Source organism: Sciscionella sediminilitoris (assembly GCF_000737195.2).
In the GTDB taxonomy this organism is placed as follows: domain Bacteria; phylum Actinomycetota; class Actinomycetes; order Mycobacteriales; family Pseudonocardiaceae; genus Sciscionella; species Sciscionella sediminilitoris.
Genome location: NZ_JALM01000005.1, coordinates 130,828 through 149,897, shown reverse-complemented (window position 1 = coordinate 149,897; position 19,070 = coordinate 130,828). Strand labels below are relative to the sequence as shown.

Annotated in this window: 22 protein-coding genes; 10 read left to right on the top strand and 12 right to left on the bottom strand. The window is 67.1% G+C overall.

Features of this window, described 5'->3' with window-relative positions:
- Positions 1 to 27: 27 nt before the first annotated feature.
- Positions 28 to 414, bottom strand: coding sequence for a cold-shock protein (locus AD72_RS02640; protein WP_031464734.1), 387 nt, complete (start codon positions 412 to 414; stop codon positions 28 to 30).
- Between the two features lie 148 nt (positions 415 to 562).
- Between AD72_RS02640 and AD72_RS02635 the strand changes: the two genes are divergently transcribed.
- Entirely contained in the window at positions 563 to 790 is a 228-nt protein-coding gene (locus AD72_RS02635) for a hypothetical protein (protein WP_031464733.1), read from the top strand.
- 31 nt (positions 791 to 821) lie between these two features.
- On the opposite strand, the gene AD72_RS02630 is transcribed toward AD72_RS02635, so the two are convergent.
- Both AD72_RS02630 and AD72_RS02625 read right to left on the bottom strand, forming a co-directional pair.
- Positions 822 to 1,667, bottom strand: coding sequence for a hypothetical protein (locus tag AD72_RS02630; RefSeq protein ID WP_051897758.1), 846 nt, complete (start codon positions 1,665 to 1,667; stop codon positions 822 to 824).
- Positions 1,668 to 1,729: 62 nt separating this feature from the next.
- Positions 1,730 to 2,335 (bottom strand): HAD family hydrolase, encoded by a 606-nt coding sequence (locus tag AD72_RS02625; protein WP_082468729.1) that lies wholly within the window; start codon positions 2,333 to 2,335, stop codon positions 1,730 to 1,732.
- 80 nt (positions 2,336 to 2,415) lie between these two features.
- On the opposite strand from AD72_RS02625, the gene AD72_RS02620 reads away from it, so the two are divergent.
- The 3 genes from AD72_RS02620 (at position 2,416) to AD72_RS02610 (ending at position 5,325) form a co-directional block, all read left to right on the top strand.
- Positions 2,416 to 3,006, top strand: coding sequence for a TetR/AcrR family transcriptional regulator (locus AD72_RS02620; RefSeq protein WP_031464730.1), 591 nt, complete (start codon positions 2,416 to 2,418; stop codon positions 3,004 to 3,006).
- Positions 3,006 to 3,968 (top strand): R2-like ligand-binding oxidase, encoded by a 963-nt coding sequence (locus tag AD72_RS02615; protein ID WP_156365015.1) that lies wholly within the window; start codon positions 3,006 to 3,008, stop codon positions 3,966 to 3,968. The genes AD72_RS02620 and AD72_RS02615 overlap by 1 nt, the downstream gene beginning before the upstream one ends.
- A gap of 112 nt (positions 3,969 to 4,080) precedes the next feature.
- Complete coding sequence (locus tag AD72_RS02610; RefSeq protein WP_156365014.1) at positions 4,081 to 5,325, top strand: Nramp family divalent metal transporter; 1,245 nt, start codon at positions 4,081 to 4,083, stop codon at positions 5,323 to 5,325.
- Between the two features lie 88 nt (positions 5,326 to 5,413).
- On the opposite strand, the gene AD72_RS02605 is transcribed toward AD72_RS02610, so the two are convergent.
- Positions 5,414 to 5,962, bottom strand: a complete 549-nt coding sequence (locus AD72_RS02605) for a CGNR zinc finger domain-containing protein (RefSeq protein WP_031464727.1) — start codon at positions 5,960 to 5,962, stop codon at positions 5,414 to 5,416.
- 85 nt (positions 5,963 to 6,047) lie between these two features.
- Here AD72_RS02605 and AD72_RS02600 point away from each other — a divergent pair, with 85 nt between their 5' ends.
- The 3 genes from AD72_RS02600 to AD72_RS02590 all read left to right on the top strand — a co-directional run bounded on the left by AD72_RS02600 (position 6,048) and on the right by AD72_RS02590 (position 7,867).
- Entirely contained in the window at positions 6,048 to 6,836 is a 789-nt protein-coding gene (locus tag AD72_RS02600) for a class I SAM-dependent methyltransferase (RefSeq protein WP_031464726.1), read from the top strand.
- A gap of 80 nt (positions 6,837 to 6,916) precedes the next feature.
- Positions 6,917 to 7,312, top strand: coding sequence for a YccF domain-containing protein (locus AD72_RS02595; RefSeq protein WP_031464725.1), 396 nt, complete (start codon positions 6,917 to 6,919; stop codon positions 7,310 to 7,312).
- Positions 7,313 to 7,570: 258 nt separating this feature from the next.
- Positions 7,571 to 7,867: a hypothetical protein gene (locus AD72_RS02590; RefSeq protein ID WP_031464724.1), complete on the top strand. Its 297-nt coding sequence runs from the start codon at positions 7,571 to 7,573 to the stop codon at positions 7,865 to 7,867.
- Positions 7,868 to 7,889: 22 nt separating this feature from the next.
- Here AD72_RS02590 and AD72_RS02585 read toward each other — a convergent pair whose 3' ends face one another.
- On the bottom strand, positions 7,890 to 8,537 hold the full coding sequence (locus AD72_RS02585) for a TetR/AcrR family transcriptional regulator (RefSeq protein ID WP_051897755.1): 648 nt from the start codon (positions 8,535 to 8,537) through the stop codon (positions 7,890 to 7,892).
- A 62-nt stretch (positions 8,538 to 8,599) separates the two neighbouring features.
- Here AD72_RS02585 and AD72_RS02580 point away from each other — a divergent pair, with 62 nt between their 5' ends.
- Positions 8,600 to 10,099, top strand: coding sequence for an FAD-dependent oxidoreductase (locus AD72_RS02580; RefSeq protein ID WP_031464722.1), 1,500 nt, complete (start codon positions 8,600 to 8,602; stop codon positions 10,097 to 10,099).
- Here AD72_RS02580 and AD72_RS02575 read toward each other — a convergent pair.
- The 7 genes from AD72_RS02575 to AD72_RS02545 all read right to left on the bottom strand — a co-directional run bounded on the left by AD72_RS02575 (position 10,086) and on the right by AD72_RS02545 (position 16,461).
- Complete coding sequence (locus tag AD72_RS02575) at positions 10,086 to 11,708, bottom strand: AMP-binding protein (RefSeq protein ID WP_031464721.1); 1,623 nt, start codon at positions 11,706 to 11,708, stop codon at positions 10,086 to 10,088. The genes AD72_RS02580 and AD72_RS02575 overlap by 14 nt on opposite strands.
- A gap of 16 nt (positions 11,709 to 11,724) precedes the next feature.
- On the bottom strand, positions 11,725 to 12,534 hold the full coding sequence (locus AD72_RS02570; RefSeq protein WP_031464720.1) for a metallophosphoesterase: 810 nt from the start codon (positions 12,532 to 12,534) through the stop codon (positions 11,725 to 11,727).
- 30 nt (positions 12,535 to 12,564) lie between these two features.
- Positions 12,565 to 13,365 carry an HAD-IIA family hydrolase gene (locus AD72_RS02565; protein ID WP_031464719.1) on the bottom strand — a complete coding sequence of 267 codons (801 nt, stop codon included), beginning with the start codon at positions 13,363 to 13,365 and terminating at the stop codon, positions 12,565 to 12,567.
- Positions 13,366 to 13,426: 61 nt separating this feature from the next.
- The gene (locus AD72_RS02560; RefSeq protein WP_031464718.1) at positions 13,427 to 14,497 is read right to left on the bottom strand and encodes a sulfate/molybdate ABC transporter ATP-binding protein; all 1,071 of its coding nucleotides are present in this window, start codon (positions 14,495 to 14,497) and stop codon (positions 13,427 to 13,429) included.
- Positions 14,494 to 15,315, bottom strand: coding sequence for an ABC transporter permease (locus AD72_RS02555; protein ID WP_037344644.1), 822 nt, complete (start codon positions 15,313 to 15,315; stop codon positions 14,494 to 14,496). The genes AD72_RS02560 and AD72_RS02555 overlap by 4 nt, the downstream gene beginning before the upstream one ends.
- Complete coding sequence (gene modA / locus AD72_RS02550) at positions 15,293 to 16,060, bottom strand: molybdate ABC transporter substrate-binding protein (RefSeq protein WP_031464716.1); 768 nt, start codon at positions 16,058 to 16,060, stop codon at positions 15,293 to 15,295. Before modA ends, AD72_RS02555 begins: the two co-directional genes overlap by 23 nt.
- Complete coding sequence (locus tag AD72_RS02545; RefSeq protein ID WP_031464715.1) at positions 16,057 to 16,461, bottom strand: TOBE domain-containing protein; 405 nt, start codon at positions 16,459 to 16,461, stop codon at positions 16,057 to 16,059. Before AD72_RS02545 ends, modA begins: the two co-directional genes overlap by 4 nt.
- A 106-nt stretch (positions 16,462 to 16,567) precedes the next feature.
- Here AD72_RS02545 and moaA point away from each other — a divergent pair, with 106 nt between their 5' ends.
- Together moaA and AD72_RS02535 are read left to right on the top strand one after the other, a co-directional pair.
- Positions 16,568 to 17,635, top strand: coding sequence for a GTP 3',8-cyclase MoaA (moaA, locus tag AD72_RS02540; protein ID WP_031464714.1), 1,068 nt, complete (start codon positions 16,568 to 16,570; stop codon positions 17,633 to 17,635).
- Between the two features lie 762 nt (positions 17,636 to 18,397).
- Positions 18,398 to 19,051 (top strand): LysM peptidoglycan-binding domain-containing protein, encoded by a 654-nt coding sequence (locus AD72_RS02535; RefSeq protein WP_031464713.1) that lies wholly within the window; start codon positions 18,398 to 18,400, stop codon positions 19,049 to 19,051.
- The last annotated feature ends 19 nt before the right edge of the window (positions 19,052 to 19,070 follow it).

The following is a 19,070-nucleotide window of genomic DNA, read 5'->3' as shown; positions in this document are numbered from 1 at the left end:
CCGCCACGCAAGCCCAGTAGACAATCCCTACGGGTCGAGGTCCTTGGCTACGGCGCGCAGCACTTCGGCAATGCGCTTGGTGTGCTTGCGATCCGGGTAGCGGCCCTTACGCAGCTCCGGCTGTACCCGCGCCTCGAGCAGCTTGATCATGTCGTCGATCATGCCGTGCAGTTCCTCGGCGGGGCGCCTGCGCGCCTCGGCGACCGAGGGCGGTGGATCGAGCAGCCGGATGGAAAGCGCTTGCGGCCCCCGGCGCCCGTCGGCGACCCCGAACTCGATGCGCTGGCCGGTCTTCAGCGTGGCAACCCCGGCGGGAAGCGCGGATTTGCGGATGTAGACATCCTCGCCACCCTCCGCGGTGACGAATCCGAAGCCCTTCTCCGAATCGAACCACTTGACCTTGCCGCTCGGCACAGCCCTCACCTATCTCGTCGAACCCTCCGGCGGACCTCCCGCCGACACTGATTACGCGCCCCGCCGAGTCCCTGTGGCGCTCGACGAAGGCGCGTAAGCTACAACACTACCTGCAGGCTTCTGCGGGGCAACACTCTAGGCTGGTCCCATGCGCGAACGCGAGGGGAAATCCCCACTCATCAACACCGGGCTCGTGATCTTCGCTCTCGGGCTCGTCGCGGTGGTCGTCGTGTTCTCCATGTTCGCCTCCGGCATGAGCAACCTGCCGCTGTGGCTGATGATCTGCGCGGGCCTGCTCACCCCGGTCGGACTGGTGATCGGACTGGTCGGCCTGGTGCGCCAGCACAAGAGGTTCGCCCGCACCTCTGCCGAATAGGCTTGTTCCCCACCGGGACGCCCGCCGGTTCTCACCCGTTGCGCATGGCTTCCTGGTATTTGGGGAAGAGATAGTCCAGGTAGGCCTTGAACACCTCGAACGTTCCCGAGGCCGAATTCGGCAGGTCCGCCTGGGACAACTGCCACAGCAGCTCGCCGCCGGTCCGTCCGGCGTCGATGTTGGTGGTGTCGGTCGCCCAGTCGAAGAAGTTCTGCCGTTGCTCGGCCTTGTCCGGCCCGGCGAGCGGACCCGATGCGGAGAGGCTGTCCAGGAAGGCCGGGCGGTTGCGCACGACGAAGCGGTAGATGTCGGTGAGCGTGTAGAACCGTTGCTCGGCGGCGTTCGGCAGTTCACCGCGCTGCTTGGCGAGTTTGTCGCCGTATTCGGTGGAGGCCTGCTCGGCGGTGCTCCACGCCTTGTCGTGCGCCGAACGCGCGTCCAGTTCCCCGCTGCCCACCCCGGTGATGAACCGCGCCCACAGTTTCGCGCCCGGGTTACCTCCGGTGTCCTGGCTGCGCCCGGTCGCGATGCCGAGGCCGCGCTCGACCCCTTCGAGGATGCCCGCATCGGTCAGCGAGACCCAGGTCCCGCGCGCGCCCGCGCCGTGATTGCGGAAGGCCATGATGATGCCCTCGATGTTGCGCCACTGCTTCGCATCGTGTCCGGGCATCGCTTCGACGGCCGGGCCCGCCTCCATGGCGCGCACGAAATCCAGCCGGTCCGGCATGCTCATCCGGTCGATCGTCGCGATATCGCAGTCGAGGTCGCGGGCACAGCTCTCCGGTCCCGGCGCGCTCTCGGCCGCGGCCAGTGCGGGGAGCGCGGAGACGAGCAGGCCGAGCACCCCGGGCACGACGAGCAACCGCAGACGGCGCATGATTCCTCCAACAACGTTGTTGACAAGCAGTCAACGAACCAACGAAGCAGTGTGACAGGTGGTTACACCCGCTCACCCGCGAACAAGGCGGGGAATTCGGTGAGCGAGTCGAGCACGACCGCCGCCCCGGCCGTGTACAGGTCCTCCGCCGAGCACGGACCGGTGGCCACCCCGACGCCGGTCACCCCGGCAGCGGCGGCACCGTGCATATCGCCGATGTGGTCGCCGACGTAGAGCTCGGCGCCGAACTCCTCGATGGCCAGCCCCTTACCGTCGCCGAACACATCCCCGACGACCGCGTCCACCGGCCAGCCGAGCGCGCTGATGTGCCGTTTCGCGTTGGCGGTCGCCTTCCCGGTCACCACGATCACCCGGCCACCCGCGGAGCGCACCGCTTCGATCGCCGCGGCCGCACCCGGCATCGGCCGCGCCTGGGACACGATCGCCGGATAACGCTCCCGGTACCGCCCGGCGATCAGGGCGATCTCCTCCTCGGCGAACCCCGCATCGGCGAGCCGGGCCTCGAGCGGCGGGCCGAGCGCGGCGGCCATCTCCGCCCCGTCGACACCGAGCCCGGTCTCCGCGGCGATCTCGTCGATCAGCGCGGCGATCGGCACCCGCGCATCGATCAGTGTCATGTCCAGGTCGAATCCCACATTGCGCGGCACAACCGCACCCTATCGGTTGACAGAATCGGTTCACCTGTCGATTTGATTGACACATTTGGTCTCGCTGTCAAGATAAGTGCATGTCCAGTTTCACCGAACGGACCCGGCTCTCGCTGCGCGAGGAACTGCTCGAGGCCGCGACCCGGCTGCTCCCCGAGCAGGGCTTCACCCGGCTGCGGATGGCCGATGTGGCGAACGCCGTCGGGGTCTCCAGGCAGACGGTCTACAACGAGTTCGGGAACAAGGAGGCGCTCGTCGCCGCGGCCGCGCTGCGCACCGAGTCCGGACTGCTCGCCGAGGTCGGTGAACGGGCACGGGCGAAGGGCACGGCTCTCGAAGGCCTGCGGGACAGCCTCGAATGGACCATCGAGCACGCCCGGGCGAACCCGCTCGTCGCGGCGGCACTCGGCGCGGGCGCGGCGGCCGACCTGTTGCCGTTCCTGACCGGAGCCAAGAGCGAGCCACTGCTGCATTCGGCGGCCGCGGTGTTCGCGAACTTCTTCGCCGAGCAGACCTCGCTCCCCATGAAAAAGGGCAGAATTCTCGCCGAGCAATTGTTCCGGCTGGCCGTCAGCCATATCGCGATGCCGACCTCGACACCCGAGGAAGCGGCCAGGAACATCACGGAATTGGTATCCCCTCATTTGGTATCCGCATCCGACGAAAGGTAATGATCATGGCACCCGCAGACAATGAGGTCCGCGACGGTTTCCACTCCCTGCGCGAGGGCGGGCTCAACTGGGACTCGTTCCCGCTCCGCCTTTTCATCAAGGGCAACAAGAAGTTCTGGAACCCCGCCGATATCGACTTCACCCAGGATGCCGAGGACTGGGCCGGTCTCACCGAACACCAGCGGGAAAGCGCGACACTGCTGTGCGCCCAGTTCATCGCGGGCGAGGAGGCGGTGACCGAGGACATTCAACCGTTCATGAAGGCCATGGCGAAAACCGGGCGGCTCGGTGACGAAATGTATCTGAGCCAGTTCTGCTTCGAAGAGGCGAAACACTGTCAGGTTTTCCGGCTCTGGCTGGACGCGGTCGGTGTCTACCACGACATCACGCACTGGGTCGCGGACAATCCGCACTACCGGAAACTGTTCTACGACGAGCTGCCGAATTCGCTCCGGATCCTGGAAGAGGACCCGTCCCCGGCCAACCAGATCCGCGCCTCGGTGACCTACAACCACGTCGTCGAGGGCTGCCTCGCACTGACCGGGTACTACGCCTGGCAGCGCGCCTGCACCGAGCAGAACATCCTGCCCGGGATGCAGGAACTGGTGAAACGCATCGGCGACGACGAGCGGCGGCACATGGCCTGGGGCACCTTCACCTGCCGCCGCCATGTCGCGGCGGACGACGCGAACTGGCAGGTCGTGCAGGACCGGATGGGCGAACTCGTGCCCGTCGCCCTCGAGATGATCAATTGGGACATGAACCGCTTCGACGAGCCGCCGTTCGGCGTCTCCCCCGAGGAAATGGCGAACTACGCCAGCGATCGGGCGGGCCGGCGACTCGGCGCGATCGAATCGGCCCGCGGGGTTCCCGTCGAGCAGATCGACCTCGACTACTCACCGGAACGCCTCGAGGACGCCTTCGGCGCGGAAGACGAACAGGCACTCGCGACGGCGGGCTAGATAGGTCACCTTGCGGTGACACTGGAACAGGCAGGCGCTACCCTCCAGGCCTACGCGGAATCTGGAATGACTCCGAACACTGAGTGGGACTAGAGAACGGGAGGCGGCCGGCGTGGTGTCGTTGACGGCTCTCCTGCCAAGGCTGTCGAAGGCACGTGGCGCGGCCGCACTGCTCGGACCGGCGTTCGTCGCCGCCATCGCCTATGTCGATCCGGGCAATGTCGCGACCAACACCCAGGCCGGAGCCGAATACGGCTACCTGCTGGTCTGGGTGGTCGTCGCGGCGAACCTGATGGCCTGCGTCGTGCAGTACCTCTCCGCCAAACTCGGCCTGGTCACCGGCCAGTCGCTGCCCGAGGCGGTCGGCGAACGGCTGGGCAAAGGGTCCCGGATCGCGTTCTGGCTGCAGGCCGAGGTCGTGGCGATGGCCACCGATCTGGCCGAGGTACTCGGCGGGGCGATCGCGCTCAACCTGTTGTTCGGGCTTCCGGTGCTGCTCGGTGGCGTGATCACCGGGGTGATCTCCACGGTGCTGCTCGCCGTGCAGAACCGGTCCGGCCAGCGCCGCTTCGAGTACGTGATCACCGCGCTGCTGCTGGTGATCGTCGTCGGGTTCCTCGCGGGCCTGTTCGTCGCCCCGCCGAGCGGCGCGGAAACCCTGAACGGACTGGTTCCCCGGTTCGGCGATCTGAACAGCGTGGTACTCGCCGCCGGGATCCTCGGGGCGACCGTGATGCCGCACGCGGTGTACCTGCATTCGGCGCTGGCCAGGGACCGGCACGGCAAACAGTCCCCGGAGCAGTTGCCGGACATGCTGCGTACCACGCGCACCGATGTCGGCGCGGCGATGATCCTGGCCGGGGCGGTGAACCTCGGCATGCTGCTGCTCGCGGCCGCCGCGCTCGGCGGGCGCGACGGAGTGGACAGCATCGAGGGCGTGTACGGCGCGCTCAACGGAACCCTCGGCGGCGGGATCGGGTTGCTGTTCGCGCTCGGACTGCTCGCCGCGGGCTTCGCCTCGACCTCGGTCGGCTGCTACGCGGGTTCGGTGGTCATGCAGGGGCTGCTGCGCACGCGGATCCGGCTGATCGTGCGCCGGACGATCACCCTCATCCCGGCGCTGGTGTTCCTCGCCGCGGGCGCGGACCCGACGAAATCGCTGGTGATCTCCCAGGTGGTGCTCTCCTTCGGGCTGCCATTCGCGCTCATCCCGCTCGTCTGGTTCACCTCCCGGCGCTCGGTCATGGGCGATTCGGTGAACCGGCGCCCGACCACGGTGATCGCCTGGCTGGTCACGGCGGTGATCGTGGCGCTGAACATCGCGCTGATCGTGCTCACCCTGACCGGCGCGGCCTAACAGTTTTTTCCGAGCGGCAAGCCGCTCTCACCGGGCTGTCCGCTGGCACTGCCACCCGCACCGCCGTGCAGGCTGCTCACGACAACCCTCAACTTTTCTTCCGCGCACGGAAGGCGGCCGCCTTGACCCGGTTCTGACAGGCCGTCGAGCAGAACCGGCGGGTCCCGTTCCGCGAGGTGTCCACGAACACCCGGTCACAGGCGGGTGCCGTGCACACCCCGAGCCGGTCGTACACCGGATTGCCGAGTATCACCGCGAGCGAGGTGGCCATGGGCGCCGCCCAGCTGCGCGCCCAGTCCGCGTCCACGGCGTGGAAGTGCAGGTGCCACGGTTCCTTGTCGTGCCTGGCGAGCACCGGCGCCGCCCCGGTCTCGGTGAGCAGTTCGTTGACCACACCGCAGGCATCGTCGATCCGTCCCTCGTCGATCGCGACGAAGACCGCACGCAGCCGCACCGCATAACCGCGCAGCCCCTCGATGTTCATCTCCGCCGGGTTCGAGAGGTTCCCGTCCGGGCGTTTCACCAGGGTCTCCCACACCTGCTCGGTCACGTCCTCGGCGGCGTACTCCTTGCCAAGCGCGAGACCGGGGGTCAGCAGGTTGACGGTGCTGACCGTCCGAGCGACCACATCGCTCATGTGACTGTCAAAATCCACTTGACCAGTCACCCTTCCTTCTCTAGAGTCACTGCCATAGAGCTTAACAACAGTGACGGGAGCGGTAATGCGTACGGAAACGGTATCCAGGCAGAAGGCGAGCGAGTGGCTGCGGCGCTGGGACACGCAGCAGTCGAGCTTCTACACCGACCGCGAGGAGCGGTTCCGGGTGATGGGCGATGTGGTCGAGGCCGCGCTCGCCGAGGCCGAGGAACCGGTGATCCTCGACCTCGGTTGCGGGCCCGGTTCGCTCGCGGTCCGGTTGCGCGAGCGATTGCCACGGGCGCGGATCATCGGCATCGACTCGGACCCGCTGCTGCTCGGCCTGGCCCGCGCGGCCTATCCGGAGGAAGCGGAATGGGTGGACGCGGACTTGGCGGGCCCGGCGTGGCGCGCGCACGTTCCCGGACAGGTGCACGCCGCGGTGTCCACGACCGCGCTGCACTGGCTGACCGCGGAGGCGCTCGGCACGCTCTACGCCGCGCTCGGTGAACTGCTCGTGCCGGGCGGCGTGTTCGTCAACGGCGACCACATGGGACTGGACGACGACGCACTCGACACCCTCGCCGATCGGGTGCACGACCGCAGCCTCGATCGCGCCGGGGTGCGGGAGAACGAGGGCTGGCTGGACTGGTGGGACGCGGTGCTCGCCGATGAGGACCTGGCCGGTCTCGCGCGGGCGCGCGCCGAACGGGTCCCCGCCCAGGACGATGCGGACAGTGACCACAAACGGCACCACGGCAGCAACGGCTTCTCGGTCGGTGCGCACCAGCGGCTGCTCGTGCGCTCCGGATTCCGCGCGGCGCATCCGGTGTGGCAGATCGGCAACGACCACGTACTCGTCGGCTCGCGCTGATCCTCCGGAACAGCCTGAACAGGGGGAACTCCGGGATTTCCCCGATGCGAAACCGGTGCGGCGGGCGCATACTCGAGGGTATGCGCCTGCTGCTGAACATCATCTGGTTCGTACTCTGCGGGTTGTGGATGGCCATCGGGTACACCATCGCGGGGATCATCTGCTGCCTGCTGATCGTGACGATCCCGTTCGGCATCGCCTCGTTCCGCATCGCGGGATACGCGCTGTGGCCGTTCGGGCGGTCCATCGAGCATCGGCCGAGCGCGGGCCTCGGTTCCCTGCTCGGCAACGTCATCTGGCTGATCTTCGCCGGCTGGTGGCTCACCCTCGCGCACATCGTGACCGGGATCGCGCAGTGCGTGACGATCATCGGCATTCCGCTGGGGATCGCGAATTTCAAGCTCATTCCGATCTCACTCACGCCGCTGGGCACCCGAATCGTGGACAGCGATGTTTACCTCCCGTCCCGGATCTGAAAACCACTTGCCGAGCACCGGCATACGCGGTTAACGTTGGCAGTACACGGGAAAGGAGGTGGTCCAGCGTTGAATAGCTATTGGACTCGTGAGGTGACTGTCCGCTAGTCGCCCTTTTGACACCTTTCTTGGTGTTTCCGGCGGTGGCCGGCGAATACCAGGCAGTTACCGGACCCAGGGCCCGTCGAACCTTGTCCAGTTCGACATAAAAAGGGGCCCTGGGTTTCCTATTTCGCGTGAGGGGATACCGTTTCCGCCATGACGACAGCGAACACCGGACAACTCTGGCTACAGGCGGCCGAGGCCTTCGTGAAGGAAAGCAGCATCGGCGAGGTCTACTTCGACGGACCCGAGGTCTTCGTCCGCACCACCATACAATCCCCGCAGGACAACGGAAGCGGCCCGATCGAGCACCACATCGCGAGCTGCGAATCGACCGAGGACGCGGCCGCCATCGCGGAACGGCTGGTCTACGTGCTCGGCACCCATTCCGGGCAGGCGGGACTCGTCGAGCTCGACGAGGAAGGCGAATTCTCGCTTTCCCTGTTCTCCTGAATCGGCGAACCCGGGATCCACATCACCGGATCCCGGGCACCTTCTTTTCCGCGAGAACCGAGGCACATCCGCGCTCCAGACAATCGAATGCGAGATCGATCACTTTCACCTGATCCGCGCGGACCAGGTGCAGATCATCGCCGTTCATTATCCGGCGTTTCGCGGTATCGAAAATACTGCCGAGCGCCGCACCGATCAGCTCACCGAGCAATACCGCCTCGAATTCCGTCGCACATTCCGGGCGCAACGCCTCGGTCAGTGCTGCCGCCGTCTCCGCGCGCTGCTCGATGGACCGGGCGAACAACGTCGGCGTCTCGTGCACCAGCTTCCAGAACGGCGCGATCGAGGCGATGGCCCCGGAAAGCGGACTCCCCTCGGCGAGCAGCCGATGCTGCTGGGCCCGCAACACTTCGAACACCGATTCGCCCTCGGCTCGCCCGGTGATCAGCGCGCAGATCTCATGCCTGCCTTCCGCGGTCCGGTCCAGCAGCAGATCCTCCTTGCGCGGGAAGTAGTTGAACACGGTCATCTTCGAGACCTCGGCAGCCTCGGCCACCTCGGCGACGGTCACCGCGTCGAACCCGCGCGCAAAGAACAGGCCCGTTGCCACTTCCGAGATGCGCCGCCGCGTCTGCCACTTCTTCCGCTCACGCAACCCCTGTCCGGCCATGCGCCGATAATAGACCACGCATAAACTTTGACTCAGTACACGTTCATCGGCATACTCGCTCCATGGACTACGACGTCGTCATCGCCGGAGCGGGGCCGACCGGACTCATGCTCGCCGGGGAACTCGGGATGCGCGGCATCGCCACCCTCGTGCTCGAACGCGGCACCGAACCGGATCCCACCGTCAAGGCAGGCGCGATCAACGTTTCGGCAGTAGAAGCCTTGCGGCGCAGGGGATTCGAGGACCGGCTGCGGGAGTATCACGACCGGATGCTGAGCCGGATGCTGCCGATGTTCGCCCGCGAGGGCGAGCCGGAACCCACCCTCGAGGACATGCGCGCGTGGACGAAGACGGTCGGCGGGCACTTCGGCGGGCTGTTCACCATCGATCCGAGCCAGGTCCCCGCCGATGACCGGTACGCCGATGTGCCGAGCGGTAAGGGTGGCTGGATGATCACCCAGCAGCAGCTCGAGGCCGAACTCGCCGACTGGGTCACCGGGCTCGGCGTCGAGGTGCGGCGCGGGACCGAGCTGACCGGGTTCACCGAACAGGCCTCCGGCATCGAGATCGACTGCGCGAGCGGTGAGCGGATCGGCGCACGCTATCTCGTCGGCGCCGATGGCGGCCGCAGCCTGGTGCGCAAACTCGCCGGTTTCGAGTTCCCGGGAACCGAGCCGACGCTCACCGGGCATCAGGCCGTCGTGGACATGGACCATCCGGAGCAGCTGCCGAAATCCTGGAACCGGATGGAACACGGGATGCTGGTGCACGGTCCCGCCCCGGGGCGCATTCTCACCGTGGAATTCGACGGTCCGCCCGCCGATCGGGACGCGCCGATCACCGTAGCCGAACTACAGGAGAGCCTGCGCAGGGTCAGCGGAACCGAGGTCAGCATCACCGCGGTGCACAGCGCGACCCGGTTCACCGACAACGCGCGCCAGGTCACGGATTACCGCAGGGGCCGGGTTTTCCTGGCCGGGGATGCCGCGCACGTGCACTCCCCCTTCGGCGGCCAGGGGCTCAATCTCGGCATCGGTGACGCGGTCAATCTCGGCTGGAAACTCGCCGCCGCCCTGCACGGCACCGCGCCGGAAGGCCTGCTGGACAGTTACACGAGCGAACGCCATCCGGTCGGCGCCCGCGTCCTGGAGATCACCCGCGCCCAGATCGCCATGATGCGCCCGGGCCCGGAAGTCTCGGCGCTGCGCGGATTACTCGTCGAGCTGATGTCCACAGTGGACGGAAACACCTACTTCGTGAACCTGATGTCCGGGCGCGCGCACCATTACGCGCTACCGGGCTCGCATCCACTCGTCGGCGCCCAGCTACCCGCGGCCCGGATCGAGGACGACGTCACACTGCTGCGCACGGGGACCGGCGCGCTGTTCGGCGCCGAGGTACCGCCCGGCTGGGCCGACCGGGTCACGCCCGCCCCCGCTGCCGCCGGACTGCCCGCCATGCTGGCGCGCCCGGACGGCTTCGTCGCCTGGGCGGGCGAGGAGCCGGACGCGGAACTGGAAACCGCGCTGCGTACCTGGTTCGGCGAACCTAGTTCTCCTTGAGCCGCAACAGATCCGCGGCCTGCTCGCGCATCTCGACCTTGCGCACCTTCCCGGTGACGGTCATCGGGAACTCCTCGACGACGTGCACATAGCGCGGGATCTTGTAGTGCGCGAGCTTGCCCTGGCAGAACTCGCGCAGTGTCTGCTCGGTGAGCGGTTCCGCTCCGTCGCGCATCCGCACCCAGGCCATCAGTTCCTCGCCGTACTTCTCGTCCGGTACCCCGATGACCTGAGCGTCGAGAATGTCCTCGTGGGTGTAGAGGAATTCCTCGATCTCGCGCGGATAGATGTTCTCCCCGCCCCGGATGACCATGTCCTTGATGCGGCCGGTGATGCTCACATACCCGTTCTCGTCCAGCACCGCGAGATCCCCGGTGTGCATCCACCGCGCCGCGTCGATGACCTCGGCCGTCTTGTCCGCCTGGTTCCAGTAGCCGAGCATCACCGAATAGCCGCGGGTGCACAGTTCGCCCGGTTCACCGCGCGGCACGGTCAGCCCGGTCACCGGATCCACCACCTTGATCTCCAGATGCGGTCCGACCCTGCCGACCGTGGAAACCCGCAGCTCGATCGAATCGTCCGCGCGGGTCTGGGTGGAAACCGGCGAGGTCTCGGTCATTCCGTAACAAATGGAGACCTCGCTCATGCCCATTTTGTCGATGACCTGTTTCATCACCTCGACCGGACACGGCGAGCCCGCCATGATCCCGGTACGCAGACTGGAAAGGTCGTACTCGCCGAACTGTTCGCTCGCCAATTCCGCGATGAACATCGTCGGCACCCCGTAGAGCGAGGTGCACCGTTCCCCGGCGACCGCGCGCAGCGTGGGATCCGGTTCGAAACCCGCTCCGGGCAACACCATCGCCGCACCATGGGAGGTCGCCGCGAGATTGCCCATCACCATGCCGAAACAGTGATAGAACGGCACCGGAATACAGATCCGGTCCTGCTCGGTGTACCGGCACAGTTCGCCGACGAAAAACCCGTTGTTCAGGATATTGTGATGGGAAAGCGTCGCGCCTTTGGGAAATCCGGTCGTCCCCGAGGTGTACTGGATGTTGATCGGATCGTCCGCGGAAAGCTCCGCCTCGATCTCGGTGAGCCGCGCGCGATCACCGGCACGCCCGGATTCGAGCAGCGCGTCGAACTGCTCGCCGAGCAGGATCACCTCGGCCAGCTCCGGGCAGTTCGGCCGCACCTGCTCGATCATGCCCGCGTAGTCCGAGGTCTTGAACGAGCGCGCGGCGACGAGGGTGCGCACGCCCGCCTGGTTGAGCACGTACTCCAGCTCGTGCACCCGATACGAGGGGTTGATGTTCACCAGGATCGCGCCGAGCCGAGCCGTCGCGTACTGGGTGAGTGTCCATTCCGGATGGTTGGGTGACCAGATGCCGACCCGATCCCCTTTACGCACACCGGAATCCGCGAGGCCCAGCGCGAGCGCGTCCACATCGGCGAGGAATTCCGTGTAGCTCCACCGCCTGCCGCTCGGGCAGTCCACGAGCGCATCGCGGTCCCCGAACCGCGCGGCGGTCCGCGCGAGATTCGCGCCGATGGTGTCACCGAGCAGTGGCACATCGGAAATGCCGGACGCGTAACTGGTGCTCATCCCTGCTCCCTTGCAGTCACTCAGGTTGCTCGTAGGGTAACCGAACGATCAGGCACGGCCCACCGGCGAAGAGTCCCGCATCGATCCCGAGCACAAGTTCCCCCGCGTAGAGGTCGGGCCCGTCGATCTCGGCCGGGGCGAGCCCGAGATATTCGGCGATCACGCTGTGCCCGTGCACGATGCGCTCACCGCCGAGCAGATCGAGCAGCCCGCGCGCGATCTGGGCACCGCGCGGCCCGCGGAACGCCGAGCGCGTCGTGAGCCTGCGCCAGCACTCCCACCAGGCCTCGATGTCCTCCCCGGCGAGCAGATCGTGCACCTGCCGGTTGATCTCGTCGATCGAGTCGCCCCAGCTGAGGTATTCGATCGTGTCCGAGTGCATGAGCAGGTGATCGTCCACAACGGCCAGTGCGGGGAGCTCGCACAGCCAGCGGACGTGTTCCTCGGTGAGCCGCTCCTGATCGGCGTCCACCCCGCCGTTGAGCCGCCAGGACCGTTCGAAGCTGCGCGGCCCGAGACCCGCCTGGAGCTCCTCCCCGCCGAAGCGGTGCACACCGAGCGCGAGGACCTCGTGATTGCCGAGCAGGGCGCGCACACTGCCGCCCGCCTCCTCGGCCTCCTCGGAGAGCCGCATCACATCGTCGACGACACCGACCCCGTCCGGTCCCCGGTCCAGGAAATCACCGAGAAACCACAGCCTGCTGGTGCCCGCGTCCCAGTGCTCGCCCTCGTCGACGATGCCCTCGGCGCGGAGGGCGGCGAGCAACCCGTCGCGGTGTCCGTGGATATCACCGACGACGAAGGTGCCGGCATCTCCGTCCTGCATGACATACGACGATATGCGCACACCTGTCCGTCATGCCACCGAGGGCGGCAGGCTGAACGGATCATCGGTGTGTCCGACCAGGTCAGCCACCGAATCGAGGATCCGCGTCGGGCCGTAGGGGTAGCGGTCCACGGTTTCCATGTCGGAGATGCCGGACAGCACCAGCAGGGTCGGCATGCCCGCTTCGAGACCGGAGCGCACATCCGTGTCGATGCGGTCACCGATCATCAGCGTGTTCTCCGAATGGGTACCGAGCGTGCGCAGCGCGAACCGCATCATCACCGGATTCGGCTTGCCGACGTAATACGGCTCACGCCCGGTCGCGCGGGTGATCATCGCCGCCACCGAGCCGGTCGCGGGCAGGATCCCGTCCCGCGAAGGCCCGATCTCGTCCGGATTGGTCGCGATGAACTTCGCCCCCGCGTCGATCAGCCGGATCGCCTTGGTGAGCGCGGTGAAACTGTAGGTGCGGGTCTCCCCGAGCACCACGTAGTCCGGGTCCGTGTCGGTGAGCACATAGCCCGCCTCGTGCAGCGCCGTGGTCAGGCCCGCCTCGCCGATCACGTAGGCCGAGCCGTTCGGCCGCTGCGTCTCCAGGAACCGTGCGCAGGCCAGCGCCGAGGTCCAGATCGCCGACTCCTCCACCTCGATCCCGCTGCGGGCCAGCCGGGCGCGCAGATCACGCCGGGTGTAGATCGAGTTGTTCGTCAGCAGCATGTACGGGACCCGCTGCTCGGTCAGTTCGGCGATGAACTCCACCGCGCCGGGGATCGCGTGCTCCTCGTGCACGAGAACGCCGTCCATGTCCATGAGGTAGTTCCAACGCTGCATGTACCAGGCCTTCCGACGCGATGGGCGGGACTGCACCGAGCCTATTACACGACAGTGCCGTTCAGCGTGCCGCGCGCTGCGGGTGCACCGCGATCTCGGTCGCCTTGACCGCGAGCCAGAGCCGCCCGCCCGGCTGCACGTCGAGATCGGCGAGCGCGGCCGGGGTGATGTCGGCGCGCAGTCCGTCCACCCAGCCCGGCCCTTCCTCGCTCGCCCGCAGGCGTAGCCGCACAAGGTCACCGGCCCGTTCGACGTGCGCGAGCTCGGCGGGGGCGACGTTGCGCGGGCTGCCCTCGGGCCGTTCGCGGAACGCGGCGACCGCGGAGGGGGCGAACACCGCGGCACCGGCCTCACCGACCCGTGCCTCGGCGGCCAGGATCCCGGTGAGCCCGTCGAGCCCGTGCTCGGTCACGGTCCCGGTGACCAGGTTGAGCCCGGCGATGCGCGCGGCGAACGGGGTGCTCGGCGCGGACAGCACCTCCCGCGCGGGTCCCTGTTCCACGATCCGCCCGCCGTCGAGCACGGCGACCCGGTCGGCGAGCACCAGCGCGTCCAGCGGGTCGTGGGTGACCAGGATGCTCGCGGTCCCCGGATGTTCGGCGAGCACCCGCCCGATGAGCGCGCGCACCCGCGGCGCGGAATCCACGTCCAGCGCGGAGAAGGGTTCGTCGAGCAGCAGCAGTTCCGGGCGCGCGGCCAGTGCCCTTGCCAGTGCGACCCGCTGGGCCTGGCCACCCGAGATCGCGGCGGGTTTGCGCGCGGCGAACTCATCGGCGCCCACCTCACCGAGCAGTTCGTGGGCCAGCGATTGCGCCTGTCCGCGTGGCATGCCCGCGGCGCGCGGTCCGAATGCGACATTGGCGAGCACGCTCAGATGCGGGAACAGCAGCGGTTCCTGGCCGAGCACTCCGATCCGCCGCCGGTGCATCGCGAGTGCGGCGATATCGGTGCCACCGAGGCTGATCGCGGCGCGCTGCGGGCGAAGCTGCCCGGTGAGCGCGCCGAGCAGGGTGGATTTGCCCGCGCCATTGGGCCCGAGCACGGCGAGCACTTCGCCCGCGGCGACGTTCAGCCGGACATCCAGCCGGAATTCCCCGCGCTGCACGGCGAGTTCGGCCGTGAGCTCACTCATGACAATGCCTTCGGCCGGGTGATCACGATGACCACGATCGCCAGCAGCACCAGCAGGATCGACAGCGCCACGGCACCGTCCACATCGGTCTCGTTGGCCAGGTAGATCTGCAGCGGAAGGGTCCTGGTGACCCCCTGCAGGCTGCCCGCGAAGGTGATGGTGGCGCCGAATTCGCCGAGCGCGCGGGCAAAGCACAGCACCACCGAGGACCCGATCGCGGGCACCAGCAACGGAAGCGTGACCCTGCGGAACACCGTCCACGGTCCCGCACCGAGTGTCCCGGCGACCAGTTCGTAACGCTGCCCGTTGCCCCGGATCGCGCCTTCCAGGCCGACCACGAGGAAGGGCATCGCCACGAAGGTCTGCGCGAGGACGACGGCCACGGTGGTGAACGGGACGCTCACCCCGAAGCCGAAGTCGATCGCTTGGCCGAGAAACCCGCCCCGGCCAAGGGAATACAGCAGCGCGAGCCCGCCGACCACAGGCGGGAGCACCAGCGGGAGCAGCACCAGCGAGCGCACGAACCGCAGCCCGGGGAACCGTCCCCTGGCGAGCACGAACGCCAGCGGCACCCCGAACACCACGCACAGCACCGTGGAGGCCACCGCGGTGCGCAGGGACAGCTCGAGCGCGTCCAGCGCCGAGGTACTGGTGATCAGTTCGCCGAAGCGGCTCAGGTCCGAGCGCGCGAGCAACCCGACAAGCGGGAGCACGATGAGCGCGAGGGCGAGGACCGCGGGAACGAGCAGCAGTCGCGGGTACGGCTTGGTCGATCTCGGCTTGGTCGATCTCGGCTCAGTCGACCGCAAAACCCGCATCGGTCAACCGTTTCTTCCCCTCGGCGGCGCTGAGCATGTCCACGAACTGCTTGGCGAGCTGCTCGTGCTTGGTCCCCTTCACGATGGCGACCGGATAGGAGTTCACCGCGGCCTTGGTCTCCGGGAAGGTCACCCCGGAAACCTTGGGGCCCGCGGTTTTCACGTCGCTGACGTACACCAGTCCGGCGTCCGCATCGGTGGACCGTACCTTGGCGAGCACCGATTTCACGTTCTGCTCCTCGCTTTTCGGATGCAGCGTGATCCCGCTCGCCTGCTCGATCTTCTTGGTGGCCGCACCACACGGCACCGGTGGCGCGCAGATCACGGTGTGCACATCCGGGCGGGCCAGATCGGCGAAGGACTTGACGTGCTTCGGGTTTCCCTTCGGCACGGCGATCTCCAGGGTGTTGCTCGCGAACTTCTTCGGCTCGCCCTGGTTGTCGCCCGCTTTGACGAGCTTGTCCATGTTCTTCTGGTCCGCGGAGGCGAACACGTCCACATCGGCGCCGTTGGTGATCTGCTGCACCAGGGTCGAGGAACCGTCGTAGTTCAGCTTCACCTGCACACCGGGATGCGCGTGCTCGAAGTCGGTCTTGAGCTTGTCGAAGGCCTCGGTCAGCGAGGCGGCCGCGGACACGGTCAGCGTTTGCTTGTCCCCGGAACCGTCCTGTCCACCGCCACCGGATCCGCACGCGGTCAGTGCCACCCCGAGCAGGGCGGCCATCGCGATCACCGGTTTCCTCATGCCTGTTCTCCAGCCGTTTCGACGATCACCTGAGTCGCCTTCACCACGGCGGTGGCGAGCACGCCCGGCCGCAGATCCAGCTCCCGCACCGCTTCCGAGCTCATCAGCGAGACGATGCGGTGCCGCCCGCACTGCATTTCCACCTGGGCCATGACCCCATCGGCCTGGATTTCGGTGACGAGGCCGACGAATCGGTTCCGCGCCGAACGCACAACGCCGGTCGGGTCCGCGATATCGCGTGCCTGAACCTTGGCGAATTCGGCCAGCTCCGCTCCGTCGATCACCTTGCGCCCCGCGGGATCGGTCTGTGCCCGCAAATGCTCCGCGTCGATCCAGCGACGCACCGTGTCATCGCTGCAACCGAGCAGCCGGGCCGCTTCGGAAATCCTGTACTGCGGCATGATCAACACAGTAGTCTCCGCAGACACGGAAATACATAGCGAATAGCGTCGCGCATGCGCTTTCCCACATCCTCGCCGGTGATCGCACGCTGCGTACGCTGGAACCATGACATCGGTGAGTCTTGGCATCCCCGTGGTACCGGGTTCGGCAGAGCCGGAATCCGGTGTTCCGAGGCCACAAACCCCCGAACTGGTCGACCAGTTCGGCAGGGTGGCGACCGACCTGCGCGTTTCACTCACCGACCGGTGCAATCTCCGCTGTACTTACTGCATGCCCGCCGAGGGCCTGGACTGGATGCCCAAGCCGGAACTGCTCGACACCGGGGAACTGATCCGGCTGCTGCGCATCGCGGTGACCGAGCTCGGCATCACCGATATCCGGTTCACCGGCGGAGAACCCTTGCTGCGTAAGGACATCGAGGAAGTGATCGCGGCGACCGCGGTACTGCCGAATCCGCCGCGCACCTCGATCACGAGCAACGGGATCGGGCTCGCGCGCCGGGCGGCGAAACTGGCCGAGGCCGGTCTGGACCGGGTGAACATCTCCCTGGATTCACTCGATCCCGAGACCTTCACCCGGATCACCCGCCGCGACCGGCTCCGCCACGTCCTGGACGGGCTCGCCGCCTCGGCAGCGGCCGGGCTGCTCCCGGTCAAGGTGAACGCCGTGCTGCTGCGCGGGATCAACGACCACGAGGCGCCCGCCCTGCTGCGGTTCTGCCTCGAACACGGGTACCGGCTGCGGTTCATCGAGCAGATGCCGCTCGATCCACAGCACGGCTGGAGCCGCGGCGATATGGTCACCGCGAGTGAGATCCTGGACCGGCTCGGTGCCGAGTTCTCCCTCACCGCGGCCGACCGGCAGCGTGGCAGCGCCCCCGCGGAACGCTGGCTCGTCGACGGCGGCCCCGGGGATGTCGGGGTGATCGCCTCGGTCACCCGCCCGTTCTGCGCCGGTTGCGACCGGACCCGGCTCACCGCGGACGGCCAGATGCGCACCTGCCTGTTCGCCGCGGGCGAGACCGATCTGCGTGGGCTGCTGCGCGGCGGAGCGAGCGACGAGGAGATAGCCGAGCGCTGGCGGCTCGCCATGTGGGGCAAACTCGCAGGGCACGAAATCAACTCTGCGGGGTTCGCGCAGCCGCTCCGGCCGATGAGCTCGATCGGTGGCTGAACCCGAATCAGTACACGGGAGTGTCTTGTGGCGGACGTGACGGTGCGGTATTACGCGGGCGCGCGCGCGGCCGCGGGCGTAGAGATAGATGTCATCCACGGGGTTCGGACGGTCGAGGAAGCGCTGCGCCGGGTCCGGGAACTGCGAACCGGCATCGATCGCCTACTGCCCGCGTGCAGCCTGCTCCTCAACGGAGTAGCCGTACGCGATCAGCAATCCACCCTCGGTGAGGATTTCCCTCAAGGTGAACCGAATGCTCAAGTACTACTTGACGTTCTCCCCCCGTTTGCCGGCGGTTGACCGGACGTTCGAACCCTACCGCGAACGTTGTTTTGACGTGAGCCAGGTCTCACCGACCGTCAAATATCTCGAACAGGCAACGGCCCGGTAACGGCGCTCTGACCTGCACGGAAGTCAAGGTCGACAGCAGAAACCATTTGTTACTGTGACGACCGTCACATGCCGAATGATTTCCGATCTGGCCGAACCTTCCGTACGGTCGCTTCTGGCTGGCCCCGAACCAGCCAGGAAGTACCTGGGTGTTCACGCGCCGAACCCTGTCCAATGGGCACCCAGGACCCGACCCCGAGCGAAAGACCTACTTCCGGACAGGGAATGGGGAACACCATTGGGACATCCCGAAATGTCCTAGGGGTGAGGCCGGGCCGAAAACCCGGTCGCTCGACACCGGCGGCCCCGCGCGGCCGGAGGTCGAAGATCATCCCGGTGCGCAACCGTAGGCGCGGTAGCGATGAGAGGCTCATGTCTTCTTACCGTGGTAAGCACCGCAAGCACTCCGCCATCGTGAAGAACGTCGCGAAGGTCGGGATCGCCGCAGCCATCGTCGGTGTCCCCGCTGTCATCGCGGCCCCGTCCGCTGGCGCCACCAACTGGGACGCCGTCGCGCAGTGCGAAAGCGGCGGCAACTGGAGCACCAACACCGGCAACGGTTTCTCCGGTGGTCTGCAGTTCACCCCCAGCACCTGGCGCGCCAACGGCGGCACCGGTAGCCCGCAGAACGCCTCGCGTTCCGAGCAGATCCGCGTCGCCGAGCGCGTGAAGGCCACCCAGGGCATGGGTGCCTGGCCGAACTGCGGCAGCAAGGGCGCCGGCGGCTCGACCAAGAACGTCAGCTCCAGCTCCTCCTCGAGCAGCAAGAAGAGCTACAGCAGCTCCAGCTACTCCAAGAAGAAGAGCTACAGCAGCAGCAGCTCCTCCTCGAGCAGCAGCAGCAGCAAGAGCTACTCGGTCAAGAGCGGCCACGGCAACTACACCGTTGTCGCGGGCGACACGCTCGGCAAGATCGCGAAGGCCGAGGGCGTCAAGGGCGGCTGGTCGCAGCTGTACCAGCTCAACAAGGACACCCTGCAGAGCGCCAACCTGATCTTCCCGGGTCAGAAGCTCGAAACCAAGTAAGCAGGCTCTAGCCGACCGT